Origin of the sequence: Rhizobium sp. BK379, from assembly GCF_014193955.1 — a bacterium.
GTDB lineage: Bacteria > Pseudomonadota > Alphaproteobacteria > Rhizobiales > Rhizobiaceae > Rhizobium.
On the sequence record NZ_JACIAD010000002.1, the window covers coordinates 539033 to 556709 of the forward strand.

At 59.4% G+C, this 17677-nt stretch carries 16 protein-coding genes; 7 read left to right on the plus strand and 9 right to left on the minus strand.

All coding sequences use genetic code 11. From position 1 onward, the window contains the following. Positions 1 to 26 precede the first annotated feature (26 nt). The 4 genes from ligD to FHT93_RS13695 are packed head-to-tail and all read right to left on the minus strand — an operon-like array spanning position 27 to position 3936. Positions 27 to 2549 carry a DNA ligase D gene (gene ligD / locus FHT93_RS13680; protein WP_183847958.1) on the minus strand — a complete coding sequence of 841 codons (2523 nt, stop codon included), beginning with the start codon at positions 2547 to 2549 and terminating at the stop codon, positions 27 to 29. A 2-nt stretch (positions 2550 to 2551) separates the two neighbouring features. Then, positions 2552 to 3394 carry a Ku protein gene (locus FHT93_RS13685; RefSeq protein WP_183847960.1) on the minus strand — a complete coding sequence of 281 codons (843 nt, stop codon included), beginning with the start codon at positions 3392 to 3394 and terminating at the stop codon, positions 2552 to 2554. A gap of 12 nt (positions 3395 to 3406) precedes the next feature. Next, complete coding sequence (locus tag FHT93_RS13690; protein WP_018113919.1) at positions 3407 to 3640, minus strand: DUF2188 domain-containing protein; 234 nt, start codon at positions 3638 to 3640, stop codon at positions 3407 to 3409. A 32-nt stretch (positions 3641 to 3672) separates the two neighbouring features. Then, a complete protein-coding gene (locus tag FHT93_RS13695; RefSeq protein ID WP_112969871.1) occupies positions 3673 to 3936 on the minus strand; it encodes a hypothetical protein in 264 nt (87 codons plus the stop codon). 156 nt (positions 3937 to 4092) lie between these two features. Between FHT93_RS13695 and FHT93_RS13700 the strand changes: the two genes are divergently transcribed. The 4 genes from FHT93_RS13700 (at position 4093) to FHT93_RS13715 (ending at position 8843) form a co-directional block, all read left to right on the plus strand. Continuing rightward, on the plus strand, positions 4093 to 4521 hold the full coding sequence (locus FHT93_RS13700) for an OsmC family protein (protein WP_183847962.1): 429 nt from the start codon (positions 4093 to 4095) through the stop codon (positions 4519 to 4521). A 98-nt stretch (positions 4522 to 4619) separates the two neighbouring features. Beyond that, positions 4620 to 6071, plus strand: coding sequence for an FAD/NAD(P)-binding protein (locus FHT93_RS13705; RefSeq protein ID WP_183847964.1), 1452 nt, complete (start codon positions 4620 to 4622; stop codon positions 6069 to 6071). A 116-nt stretch (positions 6072 to 6187) separates the two neighbouring features. Beyond that, positions 6188 to 7081 carry a DMT family transporter gene (locus FHT93_RS13710; protein WP_112541559.1) on the plus strand — a complete coding sequence of 298 codons (894 nt, stop codon included), beginning with the start codon at positions 6188 to 6190 and terminating at the stop codon, positions 7079 to 7081. A 64-nt stretch (positions 7082 to 7145) separates the two neighbouring features. Then, entirely contained in the window at positions 7146 to 8843 is a 1698-nt protein-coding gene (locus tag FHT93_RS13715; RefSeq protein ID WP_183847966.1) for a hypothetical protein, read from the plus strand. A gap of 1 nt (position 8844) precedes the next feature. Here FHT93_RS13715 and FHT93_RS13720 read toward each other — a convergent pair whose 3' ends face one another. The 4 genes from FHT93_RS13720 to FHT93_RS13735 are packed head-to-tail and all read right to left on the minus strand — an operon-like array spanning position 8845 to position 14606. Then, positions 8845 to 10485: a VOC family protein gene (locus tag FHT93_RS13720; protein ID WP_183847968.1), complete on the minus strand. Its 1641-nt coding sequence runs from the start codon at positions 10483 to 10485 to the stop codon at positions 8845 to 8847. A 22-nt stretch (positions 10486 to 10507) separates the two neighbouring features. Beyond that, complete coding sequence (locus tag FHT93_RS13725; RefSeq protein ID WP_183847970.1) at positions 10508 to 12103, minus strand: response regulator; 1596 nt, start codon at positions 12101 to 12103, stop codon at positions 10508 to 10510. Between the two features lie 3 nt (positions 12104 to 12106). Continuing rightward, on the minus strand, positions 12107 to 12532 hold the full coding sequence (locus FHT93_RS13730) for a response regulator (RefSeq protein ID WP_112541556.1): 426 nt from the start codon (positions 12530 to 12532) through the stop codon (positions 12107 to 12109). Further along, on the minus strand, positions 12519 to 14606 hold the full coding sequence (locus FHT93_RS13735; RefSeq protein ID WP_210299301.1) for a PAS domain-containing sensor histidine kinase: 2088 nt from the start codon (positions 14604 to 14606) through the stop codon (positions 12519 to 12521). Before FHT93_RS13735 ends, FHT93_RS13730 begins: the two co-directional genes overlap by 14 nt. 258 nt (positions 14607 to 14864) lie before the next feature. On the opposite strand from FHT93_RS13735, the gene FHT93_RS13740 reads away from it, so the two are divergent. The 3 genes from FHT93_RS13740 (at position 14865) to FHT93_RS13750 (ending at position 16866) form a co-directional block, all read left to right on the plus strand. Continuing rightward, complete coding sequence (locus FHT93_RS13740; RefSeq protein ID WP_112969865.1) at positions 14865 to 15236, plus strand: response regulator; 372 nt, start codon at positions 14865 to 14867, stop codon at positions 15234 to 15236. A 457-nt stretch (positions 15237 to 15693) separates the two neighbouring features. After that, positions 15694 to 16398, plus strand: coding sequence for a helix-turn-helix transcriptional regulator (locus tag FHT93_RS13745; RefSeq protein WP_112541554.1), 705 nt, complete (start codon positions 15694 to 15696; stop codon positions 16396 to 16398). A 30-nt stretch (positions 16399 to 16428) separates the two neighbouring features. Next, positions 16429 to 16866, plus strand: coding sequence for a response regulator (locus FHT93_RS13750; RefSeq protein WP_112541553.1), 438 nt, complete (start codon positions 16429 to 16431; stop codon positions 16864 to 16866). Between the two features lie 10 nt (positions 16867 to 16876). Here FHT93_RS13750 and FHT93_RS13755 read toward each other — a convergent pair whose 3' ends face one another. Next, positions 16877 to 17593 carry a HAMP domain-containing sensor histidine kinase gene (locus FHT93_RS13755; RefSeq protein ID WP_183847973.1) on the minus strand — a complete coding sequence of 239 codons (717 nt, stop codon included), beginning with the start codon at positions 17591 to 17593 and terminating at the stop codon, positions 16877 to 16879. Positions 17594 to 17677: the final 84 nt, after the last annotated feature.

A 17677-nucleotide genomic window follows, 5' to 3' on the forward strand; every position in this document is an offset into this window, starting at 1 on the left:
CTGTCGGTCTGTGCATAGACTCGCGCCTATCTTTTCCGCTTCTGCAATGGCTTGGCAGCCGCAAAGAACCCGTCCCAGGGATCCTTGTTAAGCGCATCGAGCCGCGCTGGCGTATTGTCCACGGTAAAATAGGCGGGGCCGATTTCGGTGGTCAGTTCACTCCACTCCAGCGGCATGGAGACGGCGGCACCCGGCCGGGCACGCGTGGAATAGGCGGCAACGGCGGTGTTGCCGCGGCCGTTCCGGAGATAGTCGATGAAGATCTTGCCGTTGCGCTTCGCCTTCGTTGCGGTCGCAAGGTAGTGGTCGGGATGATCTTTCGACATGCTGTCCGCCAGCCATTTGGCAAAGCCCTTCACGTCCACCCAGCTGGCCTTCGGCTCAAGCGGCGCCACGACATGCAGGCCCTTGCCGCCGGAAGTCTTGACGAAAGCTGCAAGGCCTTCGCCTTCGATGCGCTCCTTTAGTTCGTAAGCGGCCGCTATCACATTTTCCCATGGCACGTCCTCGCCGGGGTCGAGATCCATGGTGATCATGTCCGGCTTTTCCCAGTTGTCCGTCGTCGTGCCCCACGGATGGATCTCGAGCACCGCCGATTGCACCAGTGCCACGACGCCATCGTAATCGCCAATACGCAGCAGCTTCTCGCCACCCTTGTCCTTGGGGTCGGTAATCTGCTCGATATGGTCATTCATGCCCTTCCAGGCATGTTTCTGGAAAAAGCGCTGATGGCCGGATATCCCATCGGGCAGACGCAGGAGCGCCAGCGGTCGATTGACGACATAGGGCGCCATGAAACGCCAGACCTGCGCATAATAATTGGCAAGGCCCTCCTTGGTGACACCCTCATCAGGCCAATAGATACGGTCGGGATGGGTGAGCTGCACTGCCGATGTTGGCAGGTTTTTTGCGGTCGTCTTTTCCATCTCGCGCACAACATCCTTTGCCGGCTTGTCCTCCCGCAATCCCCGGAAGGCTGCGTGGCGCAGGTTACCATCGGCCGACCATGCGCGGAACTCCACTTCGGCAACAAGCTGCGGCTTGACGTAGTGCAGGCCGCGCCGCTCCTCCGCGGTCAGCTTGTCGTCGAAGGAATTCTGTTTCATCTCCATGGCCGACAGCCGCTCGTAAAGCATCTGTGCCGTCGTGACCGTATAGCCGGTGCCGACGCGGCCGACATGTTTCAGTGCGCCGTCCTCGTAATAGCCCATGGCGAGCGAGCCGATGGCATTTTTCATCGCGGTTGAGGGCACGTAGCCGCCGATGACGAATTCCTGCCGTTGTGAGCATTTCGATTTGATCCATTCGCCGTTGCGACCGGAGACATATTTGCTGTCGCGCTGCTTGGATACGACACCTTCGAGGCTGAGCCGGCAGGCGTGATTCAGCACCAGCCCGCCATCCTCGTTGAAATGCGCACTGTAGCGCAGTTTGCCGCTATCATCGGGCAGCAGGCTTTCGAGCAAATGTTTGCGTTCGAGGAGGCTTACGTTCAGCAGGCTGTAGCCATCGATATAAAGCAGATCGAAAGCATAAAAGACGAAGCGATCATAACGGCCTTCGCTGAGGTCGTGCTGCAGGGCGGAGAAATCCGATGCGCCGGTATCACGCTCGACCACGAGCTCGCCGTCGAGAACAGCCGTTTCCACCGCAACGGAGCCAAAGGCATCGACAATGTCCCTGCCGAATTTTTCCGTCCAGTCCAGCCCGCTGCGTGTCAACATCGTCACACGTCCGTGCTCGATCTTAACCTGCAGCCGATAGCCATCGAACTTGATCTCATGAATCCAACCCTCGTCGGTCGGCGGCTTCGGTTTGAGTTTGGCAAGCTCCGGCTCGGTAAAGCCGGGCATGACAGTCTTTTTCGCTCCCTTCGGCCAATCCCGCTTCTGCGCGACAGCAGGCTTGGCCTTTCTGGCCGGCGCCCTCGCTTTTGCGGCAACAGCCTTGCCGCCCTCCGGTCTGGAGTGCCAGGTTGCGTCTGGATTTTCGGCCACCTCTTCGAGTTGCCGACCGGTTTTGGCGGATTCGGGGCGCTCTTCAAGGATATCGGGTCCGCCCTCATGCCGGGCTTCTTCATCGTCGCCCTTGATCAGTAGCCAGTTCTCACGTTTCTCGCCGGGTTTTCCATGCATGCGCACCAGGTGCCAGCGGCCCTTCAGCTTCTCACCGTCGAGTTCGAATTCCATGTGGCCCTTGCGATAGGCCTTGTGCGCGTCGCCAAGCGGTGTCCAGGTGCCGCGGTCCCAGACGATCACGGTACCGCCGCCATACTGGCCCTTCGGAATGATGCCCTCGAAATCGCCATAGGAGAGCGGGTGGTCTTCGACATGAACAGCCAGGCGCTTGTCTTCGGGATTGAGGCTCGGCCCTTTGGTAACGGCCCAGCTTTTCAGCACGCCGTCCATCTCGAGCCGAAAGTCGTAATGCAGCCGTGTGGCGTCATGCTTCTGGATTACGAAGCTGTTGCCCTTCGCGTGGCCTTGTTTGCCGCGCGGCTCTGGCGTGATCTTGAAATCCCGTTTGGCCTGATAGGTTTCGAGCGCCATGATCAGCTTGCCTTCCTGCTGCTTCTATCGGCGGTCTTGCGGGCGGCGGGCTTCTTCGTTGGCGTCTTGCCGCCCATTTTCGCACTTTGGCGCAGTGCCTCCATGAGATCGACCACCTTGCGCTCGGGCTCGCGCTTGCGTTTCGGCGGCGCACGGCCTTCGATCTTGGCTTTTACCAGCTCGACGAGTGCTGCCTCGTAGCGGTCGTGATATTGGCTCGGGTCGAAGCTGCCCTGCTTGGTGGCAATGATGTGCCCCGCAAGCTCCAGCATCTCCTTGTCGAACTTGATATCGGGAATGTCCTTGAAGACGGAGCTTGCCGAGCGCACCTCATAGTCGAAGTTCAGCATGGTCGCGATGACATGGTCGTCCTGTACGCGGATGAGCAGTGTGCGGTTGCGGCGGAAGAGCACGGCTTCGGCAAGGGCTGCCATTTTGCCGTCAAGCATGACCCTCGCAATCAGCGCCAGCGCTTCCGCATCGTGCGCGTCGACCGGCGCCAGATGGTAGGGGCGGTCGAAATAGAGTTTGTCGATCCCATCGCAGGGAATGAAGCCCTGCACATTCAGCACTTTGTCGCTTTCGGGCATGATCTCGGCAATCTCATCGCCTTCGATGAGAATGTAGCCGCCGCTCTCCATTCGGTAGCCTTTGACCTGGTTGTCCCGCTCCACCGGCTTGCCGGTTTCGCTGTCGACGAACTGCCGCTCGACGCGGTGGCCGGTCCTGCGGTTGATGATGTTGAAGGAGACGCGATCTGACGAGGAGACGGCCGTATAAAGGCCGACGGCGCAAGCGAGATCGCCGACCTTCAGATGGCCCTTCCAGCTTGCGCGTGCTGCCATCGCCCCCTCCGTTCAGAGCCTGCCGTTGCCTTTGTCGGTTTCAAGTGGCTGGAATTTCCAGCCGTTTCCATCTGGCGCTGGATAGGCGAGCAGCGCATCGCCGTTGCCGATCTTCTGGCGAGCAGCGGCGTTTCTCGCGCGATCCATTGCCTGTTCAGCGGTAGCGTAGGGTTCGGACAATGTGTCGCCGAGCTTGTAAGCCCAACCATTGTCGTGGGGAACGATCTGATAGGTGATGTCGGCCATATGCTCTCCTCCTTGTCAACCGTTCTGGTCATTCATTGCCGGGACGGGCGGCTGCGCCGCTCGTCAAGCGCGATGATCTTTTCGAGCGATGCGATATCCTCGCTGGTGACGACCGGAACTGGATCGCCGGCAATCGCCTCCAGTACTTCCTTGGATACTGCACCGTTGCGAATTGCCCATTCCAACGTCTCGCGTGTTTCCCGCTCGGCCTTGAGTTGGGCGTAGAGCGCAACGATCAGCCGGTCGCGAGCATCCATAGTTTTGTGCTTGCGGTCGATGTGGCGAGCATTGGGCATGGAGAAACCGTGCCTCTTCATGAGGTTGCTTTAGAAAAAAACTGCTGAGAAGTAGAAAAGTTCCGTTCGGTAGCGCTGAGTGAAAATCAAATCACCGCATTGCGGCTCTGGACCGGAACCACTATCTGAAAGCTATATTTGATAGAGGATTTCAAAATGGCCGATCTCAAGGCTCGTCCCCGTCCCACCGGTGCAAAGGCTGTTCTCGGCCGTGTCGGTTTCCCGCATGTCACCTCGGTTACCGGCGGCGAGATCGATATCGTCACCAGCCCGTCGCAGCCGGGCTTCAATCCGCTCGATCTGCTCTATTCCTCGCTTTCGGCCTGTCTCGTGCTCAGCGCCCGCATGGCGGCAAGCCAGCTCGGCATCCTTGACAAGGTCACGGAGATCACCGCTGATGTGACCGGCGAGAAGGCTGTGGAAGGGCTGTCCCGCGTCGCGAAATTCAACATCGTTTTCTCCATCAAGGGCGATATTGACGAGGAAACGCGTCGCAAGATCGCCCATATGGCCGAAGACGAAATCTGCACGGTCAGCAACACCATCCGGGGCACGCCGGAATTCGCAACCACGATTTCCGGATGACCGCATTGCCGCAGATATTTCTGCATAAAAATTATAGACAATAGGACCGAAGCATTGCGTGGCCGCCGTGCTCCACATATGCTTTCGCATCCATTGAAATGATGCCGGCTGAGATGCAGTTTCAGACAGAACTTTCGACCGAACAGAAATCCCGGCGGCCGCTTGTCGCCATTATCGGCGGCGGTGTTTCAGGAGCGGGCGTCGCCTATCATCTGTTGAAGCTTGCCGGCAACGATGTGCCCGAGATTGTGGTCTTCGAGCCGCGCCCCATGCTGGGCCGCGGTCTTGCCTATGACACTGTCGATCCGGCGCACCGCATCAATGTACCGGCCGCCAAGATGAGCCTGCAGCCGGACGATGTGGAAGAGTTCCAGCGCTGGATCGAGATGAACAATGCCGTGCGCGACGACCCCGAGGCCGCGCGCGAGAATGGCCAGCTGTTCCCGCGCCGGCGTGTCTTTGGCGATTATGTCGGCTCGCTTCTGCAACCCTTCCTGAAGTCGGGTGCCATCACGCATCGCCGCGCCCTGGTGACGGCCATCCGCCGCAAGGGTGATGGCTGGGTGATCCTCGACGCCAAGGGTGGTCGGACGCAAGCCGATATCGTTGCCATCGCCACCAGCCATCCCCCCCCGGTTGCACCGGGCAGGCTCGCGGCTATTCTTTCAAGCCATCCTCGTTTCGTCGCCGATACCACGAAACCCGGCTCCCTGGAGATCGTGCGGCCGCAGGACAGGGTTCTCGTCATTGGCAACGGTCTGACGGCGGCAGATGTCATCGCCTCGCTTGCACGCAACGGCCATGAAGGTCCCGTCGTCGCGATTTCCCGCCGCGGCCTGCGCTCTCGCGGCCATGCTGCGGCTCCGCAGGAGCCCTTCGGCGATTTCATCGCCGATCCGGGATCCTCTGCAGTCGCATTGTTGCGCAGGATCCGGCTGACCATTCGCCAGGCGGCTGAGCAGGGCTTGAGCTGGCATGCCGTCATCGATCAGGTGCGCTCCCAGGGTCACGATCTCTGGCGTGCTCTGCCCGTCGCCGAGCGGCGGCGTATCGTCCGACATCTCAGACCATATTGGGATGTTCATCGTTTCCGCATCGCCCCGCAGGTGGAGGCTGTGCTCGATTCGGCAATCGAAGCCGGCCGGCTGGAAGTACTTGCGGCATCCGTTGCCGACGCCAAGGTCGAGGGTGAAACGATCCGTGTCACCCTGCAGCCGCGGCACGCCCGCGAAAGATTGGAACGCACGTTCGACGCCGTCGTCGTCACGACTGGTCCGGCGCATGGCGGCATCTTGCAGACACAGCCCTGGCTGGGAGAACTCGCGCGCGAAGGCTGTCTCGTCCTCGACCCGGCCGGTCTCGGGCTTGCTTGTTCCGAGCATTCCGAAGCGCTCGGAGCGGATGGTCAGGTGATTCCCACCTTGCTCATTTCCGGTCCGCTTGCACGCGGCACCTTCGGCGAATTGATGGGATTGCCGCAAATCACAGAGCATGCGGTCTTCGTCGCCCGCGAGATCGCAGAAAAGCTGAAAGCCGCGGCCGAGGGATAATCACGATCTATTTCTGATCGATCTGTCGTTCACCGACTGTCATCGAGGCGCGACTTCTGATAGTCGCTGCGTCAGTCGCGGCTTGCGAGATCAGCCGTGCAGAAAGCATCGAGATCATGTCGCAGGCCGCTTCCCCCGTTTCCGAAACTCCGTCTTCCAGCCGCCTCCCGCTCATCGCCCTCATTATCGGCGGTGCGGCGATCGGCGGATCGCCAATCTTCGTGCGGCTTTCCGAGGTCGGGCCGATGGCAACGGCCTTCTGGCGTGTGGCGCTGGCGCTGATCCCGATCTTCATCTTCTCGCTTCTGCGCAAGGATACCGGTCCCAAGCCGAAGAGCCTTGCCGATTACGGTATGCTGATCCTGCCGGGCGCCGTGCTGGCGCTTGATCTGTCGGCCTGGCATCTGTCGATCACCATGACCTCCGTCGCCAATGCGACACTGCTTGCAAACCTTGCCCCGGTCTTCGTCACCGCTATCGGATTTCTATTCTTGGGCGCCAAGGTTACCCGCGTCTTCGTGCTCGGTCTGGTCCTGGCATTGGTTGGCGTAATCGTGCTGAAGGGCGGGCCTGCTGCCTTTGGAAACGGCGACCTGCGTGGTGATGGGGTCGCCATGATCGCCGCCTTCTTCTACGCCTGCTACATCCTGGCAATCGGCGCGCTGCGCAGTCGTTTCGATACGATCCGCATCATGCTGTGGAGCACGGCCTCTGCCGCGGTCGGCGTCTTCCCGCTCGCGTTCTTCTTCGAAGGCCACATGCTGCCGGCAAGCCTTTACGGCTGGTCGGTGGTATCAGGCCTTGCCTTCGTCAGCCATGCGGGCGGCCAAGTGGCGATCGCCTATGCGCTTGCTTACCTGCCGGCCGCTTTCTCCTCGCTGACCCTGCTTCTCCAGCCGGTCGTGGCGGCCATTCTCGCCTGGGCGCTGCTCAACGAGTCGATCACCGCAATGCAGGCCCTGGGCGGCCTCATCGTGCTTGCAGGCATCATGATCGCCAGGCGAGGGTGACACGCTTAAAGGAAGCTTGACCATTGGCTGCTAGACCTGTCGACGAGTTCGGACGGGATTGGCTATGGCGAACCTTGGTCAGATATTTTCAGCTGAAGTCCACGACGCGGCAAAGCTGCGGGACGTGACTGCCCGGCAGGCGTCGACGGCGCCTCTGCTCGTCTTCATGGGGCTTGTCGCCATCCTTGTCGGCCTGTTCAAATTTCCGCCGCTGCTCGATTACGCCAACCATTATGCCCGGATGTGGCTGCTTGCCGGCGGCATAAGGGAAGCACCATTCCCCGAGATCTACGCGATCGAGTGGAACCGCACCTTCACCAATGTCGGCATCGATCTGCTTGCCCGTTTCATCGGTCCTGTCATCGGCGTCTCGCTGCTCGCCCGTACCCTGCTGTTCCTGGCCATTGTCCTGCCGCCGCTTGGCGCAATCGCTCTACATCGCCGCTTGTTCGGCGGCAGCTACTATTGGCAGATCGGCATGCTGTATTTCGCCTGGTGCGCCACGCTGATCGGCGGTTTCATCAATTTCCAGATCGGCCTCGGCCTTGCGTTACTGTTTTCAACGATGGATCACCGGCTGCAGTCCGGTTCTGCGGTCAGGCTCTTCCTCTGGCGGGTGGCCGCGTCGCTGTTTCTCACCGTCGTGCATATCTTCTCGGTAGGCTTCTTTCTGGCGATCGTCTGCGGGCTGGAATTTTCCTGGCGCTTTGACATTCTCACATCGCGCACGGCGGTGTTGCGTCTCGCCGGCAGACTTGCCGCTGCAATGGCTGCCTGCCTGTTGCCGCCGCTTGTGCTGGCACTGACCGCCGCAGAGCTCCCGGGCAGTCATGCTGGCGGCATCCTGGCGGCCTGGAACGACGGGCCGGTACTGCTGATTTTCAACCTGCTGTCGGCCGTCTGGACCTATGTTGCGATCGTCGATGTCATTTTGCTTGTACCGATTCTGCTCGTCGGCAGCAGGGCGGTTGCCGCAAAGGACATGCGCGTTCATGCGGGGCTTGTGATCACCTCGGCCGGTCTTCTTGTTCTAGCCATCCTTTCACCACGGCATGCCTTCGGTACCGGCTGGATAAGCTGGCGCTTTCCCATCATGGCTGCCCTTGTCGGCATGGTGATGATCTGCCCTTTCCAAAAAGTCGGCCGGCGTCAGGCCATCGTCCTGTTCATCGCCTTGAATATCGCTGTCCTTGGCCGAACCGCCTGGATCGGCTTCAACTGGTGGCAGGGGCAGGCCGATGTTACCAGCGTTGAGAAGGTGCTTGAAGCTGTTCCTCCCGGCGCAGCGATCTTGCCGCTGCAGCACGATCCGGCCTTTGCCGAGATAAAACTCGATCAGCGGCATTACGCATTCACCGAGGATACATTTCGGCATCTGCCGACATTGGCGGTGCCTCTGGCGCATGCTTTTGTCCCGACGCTCTTCAGCGCGCAGGGCAAGCAGCCTCTTGCCGTCCTGCCCTCCTGGTCAGACCGTTCGGTACCGGAAGGAAATCTCTTTTCAACCGGTGTTCTGTCCTGTCCGGGCCTGATGGCGGAGGCTGCCAGCTTCACGCCCTATCTCGTCGACTGGCGCAGCAAGTTTGATTTCATCATGGTCGTCAACGCCGATACCGTCGATCAGAATGTCGGCGACGTCATGCCGGCAGGTACCCGCCTTCTGCGAGACGCTGGCTTTGCGAGGCTTTACGCGATCGATCGCAAGGCGCCGGCGGCACTGGAGGCCGTGCCAGCATCATGCCCAGACCGTTTCCACTGGTAGCTTACTGGGTTTCCTGCAGTTTGTTTTCCTGCAGCAGCCATTTTTGAATGATCGGCACGTCGGCATCGCCGAGATCGTGACCGCCGGGGATGACGTCGGAATCGACAGTCGCCCCCGATGTCTTCAGCCGGGTTTCCAGTTCGCTCGCATATTTGCCATAGGCATCCATCTTGCCGCTGATGACGAGCAGGTCCGTGCCCTTCAGGTCGGCATGAGGATAGGTGCTGAGCACCGGCATGGAGCGAAGGAGCACAGCCTTGTGCACCAGGTTCGGGTGCAGGTAGAGCAGCGAATTCAAAAGGTTCGCGCCGTTGGAATAGCCGACATAGACGACCTTCTTCGGATCGAGGCCGTAGGATTTGACCGCGCCTTCGATGAAGGCGGCAAAGGCTTCGGCCTCGTTCTTGATGTCGTCCTGGTCGAAGGAGAAAGGCGTGATGCGCTTGTACCAGCGCGGGAAGCCTTCTTCGGTCGCACGACCGCGCACGCCGAGGAGTGTGGCGCGTGGAGCGACCTTGTTCAGGAGCGGCATCAGCGTCGTCTCATTGCCGCCGGAGCCGTGCAGCAGCACGAAGACGCTGCCGTCCGGATCCGGTGGCGTGTAGAAACGATGGACGAAAGGCAGGTCGCGGTAATTAATACGCGGCTTGCCGGGCATGGAAAATTGCGGCAGCACGACCTTGAGGTCGCTGAGACTGGTAATCGAATCCTTCGGTGGGATGAAAAGCTTGCTGCCGAGGGTAGCCTTCGGCTCATCCACCAGCATGCCTGGCTGGTTGGTGGCAAGCTCTATGAGCGTGCCGCCGGGTTCACGGGCATAGAGCGAGCGGAAGTATTTGCGATCGTGCAGGTTGGTTGCCGAAGCATTTTCCTTTTCGAGCGCCGTGTGAATGGCAAGCACGGCTTCGTCGTCATCGGCGCGGAAGGCCACATGGTCGAACGTGCCGGTGCCCGGCGCGCCGCCCCAGAAGCCACGCGCATCGCGCACGTCGATGACGTCGCCCGACTGCGAGACGAGGCGATCGATCGTGCCCCGATTTGCCTGGAACCTATAGCCGAAATGGCTTTCGATGAAATGGCGGCTCTCCGCCGGCTTTTCAGTCAGCATGGTCGCACCACGCACGCGCTGCACGGCATGCTCGATCGGCACCTCGCCGCCATCCCAGACGGTTGGCGATTTCAGATCCTTGGCGCCGGCGAGCTTCACGATGACATTGTCAGAATCCTTCAGCCGCAGAACCGGCTCGCCGAATTCATCTGCCGGACCTTCCGAGCGGAAGCCGAAGCGCATCGCGCGCGTCAGCCAGTAACCGATGCTGGAGGGATCGATCGCCAGCGACATTTCGCTGATCTGGCCGTAGCCGGCGCGACCGGGCGCTCCGTCCTCCCAGACGAGGAAAGTCACGAGCGAGCCCGGAGTACCTTCGGCATCACCATAGAAGAGATGAAGCTGTGTGGCGTCCTCGAAACCGGCCGTCTGTTTGACGAGCCGCATACCAAGGAATCCGGCGTAGAAATCCACGTTCGCCTGCACCTTGCGGGTGATCAGCGTGATATGGTGTATGCCTGAAGCCATGGATGAAAGCCCGAATTGAAAAGGCGAGGCCAGGAGCGCGAGTATGAGGGTCGTTGCTAGCGTCATGCCGTTGCCAATGGCCTTCTCTCTAATTTTGTTCCGCAAAAAGTACAAGTGCATCACCGCGCGGCAGGAGCTCCAGCGTCTCGACTTCCTCTAACGCTTCCTCGAGTTGCTGCAGTGTCGGCGGCTTGACCATGTAGGCGAGTGCGCCGAGATCCTTTGCCCGTTGCATGTCGCTTTCGTCGCTTGATGTGCTCAGCACGCAGACTGGAATCCGGTTCAGCCGTTGATCGGATGAGAGCGCATTCAGCACTTCGAAACCGTCCATGATCGGCATGTTGATGTCGAGCAACATCAGGTCGATCTGCGGTTCGTCCGGGATACCTGCGCGTTGCTCCAGGAGCCGCATCGCCTCACGACCGTTGGTCGCCACATGCAGGTTGAAATTCACCTTCTCGCGGCGCATCAGCTTGATCTTCAGAAGCTGGATATCGGCCGGGCTGTCTTCCACCAGCAGCACTTCGGCGAGCCTGCCGCGGCTTTCGCTCGCATGGTCGGATGCTTTTGCCGTCGGGGACTGTTTGCGAGTGATCGGCTGTCCGCCCGATGTCTCCGCGAGTGGTACTTCGAGCAGGAAGGTCGCACCTCTGCCGGTCTTCGCCTCGCACCAAATAGAGCCGCCATGCAGCTGCGCGATGCGGCGGCATATGGCAAGCCCGAGCCCTGTGCCTTCGATGCCGCGGCCGACGAGGCGCTTGAAGGGTTGGAAGATCAGCTCACGATGATCGGGGTCGATGCCCGGCCCGTTGTCGTCGATCGTCAGGCGGCAGACTCCCCTGTCTGCTATGGCCGAAATGCGCACTTCCGGAACGGTATCCTCACAATAGCGGATCGCATTGGAGACGAGGTTCTGCAAAAGCTGGATCAGCAGGGTTGCGTCGCCCATCACCTCCGGCAACTGGCCGCGGACGACGATCGCCTGCCGGCTTTCGATCTGCTGGTGCAGATTGTGCTCCACCTGATCGAGCACTGCCGACAAGGGGACGGGCTTGAGCTCGAGTTCGCTCGAAACCTCCAGCCTCGTAAAGCCCGAGACCTTGACGATCAGGTCTTCCATGTGATCGGCGGCGCTCAGTATATAATCGAGAAGCTCGCGGTCTTCGGCCGGCAATTCGGCCGAGCCATGCAGGATGCGGCTGAAGGACTTGATTGTTCGCAGCGGCTCCTTGAGATCATGCGCCATGGCGCGGGTGAAGATTTCGAGCGACTGCCGCTTCTGCTCGAGCTTTGCTTCCAGCGCGCCATGCATCATCGCATTCTGGATGCAGCGGTGCAGGGTTTCGGGCGATAGCGCATCCTTGGTGAGATAGTCGCGCGCACCGCTTTTCATCACTTCAACGGCGACGGTCTCGTTACCCTGGCCGGTCAGCATGACCACATTGGCGGCGGCACCCTGGGCGAGGATTTCCGAGAGCACGCCAAGGCCGTCGCGGCCGGGAAGCGAATAGTCGAGCAAGATGCAGTGAGGGTGCCTCTGGCTGCTGAGGGCCAGACCCTCGTCACCGGTCTCGGCCTCGATCACGATATAATTCGTGCCGGAGACGCGTGCCAGCATGCGGCGATAGACTTCCCGGTCGTCTATGTTGTCATCGATGATGAGAACGCAGCAGTCTTCCGCCAAACGTCAGTCCTCTAAAGGCAGGATTGCGATTTCGAACCAGTATTCCTTGAGCCGCTGGATAGCGGCGAATAGTCCATCGAGATCGACCGGCTTCTGTACATAGGTGTTGGCACCGAGCGCATAGCAGCCCTCGATGTCGCGCTCGTCGTCCGATGTCGTGAGGATCACGACGGGGATCTTGCGCCAATGCGGATTGGACTTGATCGCCTCAAGGGTCTTGCGCCCGTCTAGGCCCGGCATATTGAGGTCGAGCAGGATGAGGCCGGGCTTCGGCGTCATGGTGGCGAGCACGTCGAGTGCTTCCTGACCGGAGGCGGCCCAGCGGATGGAGTTGCGCAGATTGGTGCGCTTGAAGGCGCGCATCGTCGCTTCGAAATCATCCTCGCTATCCTCGACGATGAGGATCGGTTGCGTATCACGCTGCTGCATTCTGGCCCTCGCGCTTCCTTCCCAGGGTAAAATAAAATGTCGTGCCGATGCCAATGTCCGACTCCAGCCATATCTCACCATTGTGACGCCCGATGATCTTGCGCACGAAGGTGAGCCCTGCGCCGGTGCCGTCCTCGGAATCCTGCGATTTTTCAAGCCGTTTGAAAATGCGGAAAATATCCTCGTAGAATTCTTGGGGTATGCCCTTGCCGTTGTCCTTCACGTAGAAGACGTTGCGGGCTGTCGTCCCGTCCCTGCCGACATAACGTTCCAGATAGCCGACGCTGATGAGCGGCATGGGCTTGTCGTTGTATTTGACCGCATTTGTGACGAGATTGCGGAACACTTCGGTCAGGCGCGGCGCATCGCAGACGACTTCCGGCAGCAGGCCGTCGATGACGACCTTTGCATGCCGTTCCTCAAGAAAAAGCTCCATGGTGGCGGCGACGTCGCGGACGATCGAACCGATATCGGTTCTTTTGACCGCGAGCTGCTGGCGGCCGAGGCGCGAGAAATAGAGAAGATCGTTGACGAGCTTTTCCATGCGCTGACTGAGCCGAACCAGCCGGTTGAGCCGGCGCACCCCGTCATCGTCGAGCTTCTCTTCGTAGTCTTCCAGCAGGAAACGTGAGTGATTGTGCAGGCCGCGCAGCGGCTCCTTGAGATCGTGCGAGGCGATATAGGCGAACTCGTCGAGATCGTGGTTGGAACGTTCGAGATCGGCTGTGTATTCCTCAAGTTGGGCAAGCGTCGTCTTCATCCGCTCTTCCTGCCGCACACGCTCGCTGATATCGCGCACGATGCCGACGAAGGTCTTGCTCGAACCGGCGACGACGGCGCTGACCGAGAGGTCGATCGGGAAAACCACGCCGTTCCTGCGCCGGCCGGAGACCATGCGCGTCGTACCGATGATCCGTTCCTCGCCGGTGCGCCGATAGTTGCCGAGATAGGCGTCATGTTCGGAATGATAGGGTTCCGGCATCAGCATCTTGATGTTGTTGCCGATCGCTTCCTGCGATGTATAGCCGAACATGGTCTCGGCCGCCGGATTGAAGCTCATGATCCGCCCCGCCTCGTCGATGGCGATCACCGCGTCGGGCGTATTGCGCACGAGCGCGCTGAACCGGATGCGTTCGGTTTCCAGACGCTGGTTGTTGCGCATGAAATAGAAGACGAAAATGGCAATCAGCCAGAGCGTCGCTGCCGTGATCGACCGATTGGCGGCTTCGCGCCAAAATTCGTTCTCAGCATGGTTGACGGCGAAAAAGCCGAGCAGGATCAGTACAGTGCAGACGAAAGCGAAGAAGATCGGCGCGTTACGATTGCCGAACCAGAGCGCTGTCAGCACAAGCGGGACATAGAGAATGCCGCTTGCCACGCCAAGTGGCGTGTAGAGATCGACAATGAGGCCGGTAAAGCAGATCGACGCCGGTATCCAGAGGGGGATCTGTGCCCGGTTGGTTGGCAACATCCACCAGGATCTGGCGAGAAGCCCGCAACCCAAAGCCACCAGACCGATAGCCGTCGGCAGGGCCATCGCGGCATAGGGACCCCAGCGATACCCCTGTTCGGCATTGGTGATGTATCCGGCAAGCGCGATCATGCCGAGCGTGATCACGATATAGCTGGTGAGTTCCTGTACGAGCTGGCCGCGCCGCTCCTTCCCATAGAGCGCAAGGAGAATGGAAAGATTTGATATCAGGAAGATCAGCGCGGTGTTCGGCCCCATGCCGCCGCCGATCTGTTCGGCAAAGCTTGGAGAGACGAGAAATTGCGTCAGGAACACATCGACATTGTGTATCGTGCGGCCGAGCGTGATGATCTCTGTCAGGCGCACCGCGGAAATCAGAGCGGCAAGGCCGCAAGCGATGAGGGGCACGATGCGGCCGGGCTTGCGTTTTCCCATCGAAGCGGCGAGCCCGATACCCGACAGAACGAAGCAGATGGCGGTATTGAATGCCATGGAGGGAAAGCCGGGCACGATCGAAATGATGATTTCGATCTCGAGCAGCCACCCGGCTACCACCGTCAGGCCAAGCAGGACGAGCAGGTAGCCGATGACGATCGCGACCATGCGGTAGTGACCGCTTTCCGTCCCGTCCCGTCCCGCATTGCCAGCATCCCGCACCTGCACCACCTTTCCGCCATGTCTTTGTTGGCAAGCCATCTTTTCCGAAATCGACGAATACTCAATAGCCAGATTGTTGGGCAAAACATGCTTTTTCGACAACAAATCATCAAAGGTCGATATCGAATTTTAGCGAAGTGGCGTTAAAGTCTCAGCCAAGGACAGTATAGAGCCGCCGAAACAATATCCCGATTGTGGTGCCAGATGCCGATCTTGTTTTACGTCGACGATAGCAGGGATGATCTCTTCTATATCGACTATATCCGAAAGAAACAGAAGGTGGATGTTGATCTATTCTGCTTCTCCACCGCACAGGCTGCATTCGAGGCGCTCGAGGAGCGGCTGGAAAGAGGCGAAGGCGTACCGGATATACTCATCGCTGACCTCTATATGCCTCTTGACAGCGGCAGCGGGCTGATCGCGCGGCTGCGGGGAGAGGGTCGCTTTTCAGCCATGCGGCTCGGCGTTTGCAGTGGTTCTGATGCAGCGGAGGACCGGGAACGGGCGCTTGCCGCTGGTGCCGATTTCTACCTTGAGAAACCGTTGGATTTTGCCAGCATCACCGGCAATCGATGATTGCGGAAATGCCGCAGATCGGCATCCCTGAAGTGCCCGATGTGTGCGACAAAGCACAATTGACAAGCCCGGCAGCGCATTTCAAAATGCAACCCAAGAGAAGAAAATCAAAAAGCACTGAGAGAGCCGCCCGATCCATGTTCGCCGCCACGAACGTCAGCCAACCCCTTAGCTGAATGGCCCGACCGGCTCTCCCGCGCTTACTTCCGGCACTGTCTTCCGCATCCATGGATGTTGAATGCAGAGAGATTGCGATACCTAGGTAAGAGCTACTATTCGAGTAAACTGCCCTATGCATCACCTGTAGTTGAGATGTCTCCGCTTGCGATATTGAAAGTCCCCATTTCGCTATCGATCATCAACCGTCTCGCAATTTTTGTAGCTGTTCGCGTTTTAGACGTATATCCCAAGATTTCGGGATCGCCGGAATGAGAATTGGGGAGGAGGAAGAGTCGGAATGACCAGTGCTGCCGCAGTTCCCTTTCATGCGGGTCCGGAACTGAGCCGGGCGATCAATCGCACGGATTTTTTTCGCCTGCTGAAGGCGGCCGCGCAGCATTACAATTTCGACAATTTTACCCTGGCGCGTATCTCGGAGGCTGCAGCGCCTTTCGGCGAACGCGATGTCGTCATCACCAATGTCGCCGAACGGCGCATGAGCCTCTTTGTCAAGACTCTCAAGGAAGCATTGGGAACTGCCAAGGCGCGGACGGCGCAGTTCCTGACGACGCCGGTACATGGGAAAAGTGCGGCGATAGAAGGCTACCCTCCAGACTTGGTCTTCAACGAATTCAGCGGCAGCACATTTCTTTTCATCCCGCTGTTTACGCCGGAAGGACGTCGCTACAGCCTGGTGCTCAGCGGCCCGCGACCGGAGCCGGACCAGGGCGAGGTGGCGGATATTCTGCTCGATGCCATGCGCATCTTCGACAAGCTGTATGAGGAAATCCTGACGCAGGAAATGTCCGGTCGGCTCACGCAGCGCGAAACCGAAATCGTCAAGTGGACGAGCGAAGGCAAGACTTCCGCGGAGATCGCCATCATCCTCGGCCTTTCCGAACACACGGTCAATTCCCATATAACGGCCGCAGTCCGGAAGCTTGATGCTGTCAACCGCGTTCATATGGTGGCGATTGCGTTGCGAAATGGTCTGGTTTCGTGAGCCGGTTTCACGTCGGGGAAAGGTGAAACGATGAGTGCGGAAGCAACGCGCAGGAATGCGGTGAAGGTATTGTTCGTCGATGACGAGTTCATTGAGTTCCGTTCGCTCAAAAAGAAGATCGCAGACCTCTCCGAACCGCCCGTCGACGTCGAATATTCTCAATCGATCGGTGATGCGCTGGACAAGATAAGGGCTGCTCGCTTCGATCTCGTCCTTCTCGACAACCGCCTGCTGCCGAACGCTGATTTTCGCGAGACGGTGCCTGAACTCCGGGGTATTGGCTATACCGGCCCGATTGGCGTCATCTCGACCGACATATCAGGCAATTATTTCCAGGAATTTCCCGATTACGGTGTCGATTTCCGTATTGGCAAAGACGAGATCGACGTCCAGACGCTACAGCACATCATCCGAGAATACGTGACATATGATGTCCCGGATTTCTGGAAGGATGATTACAGCATCTGACCAGGAAGCTCTATGCCGGCAGGCGGATCGCAAAGCGGCTGCCGCTCTCATCGGAATGGTCGAGCCTGATGTCGCCGCCGAAGGCGGCGAGCAGATCCCGCGTGGTCGTGAGGCCAAGACCGGGGCCGGGCACGCTGCCTGCTTTCGGCAGCTTCCAGAAGGCATCGAAGATCTTCTCTCGATAGGCAGGCTCGATGCCGCAGCCGTTGTCGGTGACGATGATGCGCCAGTCAGCAGCTTCTCGTGCGGCCGTCACGATCACATGCGGCGCGGCCGCGCCGTGGTATGTCAGCGCATTGGAGAAGAGGTGTCTCAAAACAATAGTCAGAACTGCCGCATCGCTGCGGATGAGGGGCAGATTGTCGGCATCGAGTGCGGCACCGCCCACGGGAAATTCCTCCACCGATTGCTTCCAGGCCTCCTGCGCAACATCGGTGAGGCGCACGTCGCTGATGGTGATCTGGCGTGTCGTTCCTGCAAGGCTGATCAATGCCTTGGTAAGCCGCTGTGCCGTCTGGGCCTTGTCCATGATCGTTCTCAAGCTCTGCAGCTGTTCGCTGTCGAGCGTCGGTTCAAGGTCGTCGAGCAGCATTTCCGCATACATGGCGATATGGCGGAGCGGTGATTGCAGGTCGTGCGAAGCGGTCGCGAGGAAGCGTTTGATACGCTCCTCCTGATTATCAGTGGAACCGGTTTCCGGCTTTTTCGCCGTCGGGTTGGAAGACATGTGGCGGTGCTCCCGATCTCTTTGAACCGAACATAGAAAGAGGGCGCCGGCTGTGCAACCGGCGCCCTCTCCAAGTCACCTTAA

Bases quoted from the DNA above. Each gene is read 5' to 3' on its own strand.
- FHT93_RS13745 (WP_112541554.1), top strand. From the start codon at position 15,694: ATGACCAGTGCTGCCGCAGTTCCCTTTCATGCGGGTCCGGAACTGAGC.
- ligD (WP_183847958.1), bottom strand. From the start codon at position 2,549: ATGGCGCTCGAAACCTATCAGGCCAAACGGGATTTCAAGATCACGCCA.
- FHT93_RS13715 (WP_183847966.1), top strand. From the start codon at position 7,146: ATGGCGAACCTTGGTCAGATATTTTCAGCTGAAGTCCACGACGCGGCA.
- FHT93_RS13690 (WP_018113919.1), bottom strand. From the start codon at position 3,640: ATGGCCGACATCACCTATCAGATCGTTCCCCACGACAATGGTTGGGCT.
- FHT93_RS13710 (WP_112541559.1), top strand. From the start codon at position 6,188: ATGTCGCAGGCCGCTTCCCCCGTTTCCGAAACTCCGTCTTCCAGCCGC.
- FHT93_RS13695 (WP_112969871.1), bottom strand. From the start codon at position 3,936: ATGCCCAATGCTCGCCACATCGACCGCAAGCACAAAACTATGGATGCT.
- FHT93_RS13755 (WP_183847973.1), bottom strand. From the start codon at position 17,593: ATGTCTTCCAACCCGACGGCGAAAAAGCCGGAAACCGGTTCCACTGAT.
- FHT93_RS13735 (WP_210299301.1), bottom strand. From the start codon at position 14,606: ATGGTCGCGATCGTCATCGGCTACCTGCTCGTCCTGCTTGGCCTGACG.
- FHT93_RS13700 (WP_183847962.1), top strand. From the start codon at position 4,093: ATGGCCGATCTCAAGGCTCGTCCCCGTCCCACCGGTGCAAAGGCTGTT.
- FHT93_RS13730 (WP_112541556.1), bottom strand. From the start codon at position 12,532: ATGCAGCAGCGTGATACGCAACCGATCCTCATCGTCGAGGATAGCGAG.
- FHT93_RS13750 (WP_112541553.1), top strand. From the start codon at position 16,429: ATGAGTGCGGAAGCAACGCGCAGGAATGCGGTGAAGGTATTGTTCGTC.
- FHT93_RS13685 (WP_183847960.1), bottom strand. From the start codon at position 3,394: ATGGCAGCACGCGCAAGCTGGAAGGGCCATCTGAAGGTCGGCGATCTC.
- FHT93_RS13740 (WP_112969865.1), top strand. From the start codon at position 14,865: ATGCCGATCTTGTTTTACGTCGACGATAGCAGGGATGATCTCTTCTAT.
- FHT93_RS13720 (WP_183847968.1), bottom strand. From the start codon at position 10,485: ATGACGCTAGCAACGACCCTCATACTCGCGCTCCTGGCCTCGCCTTTT.
- FHT93_RS13705 (WP_183847964.1), top strand. From the start codon at position 4,620: ATGATGCCGGCTGAGATGCAGTTTCAGACAGAACTTTCGACCGAACAG.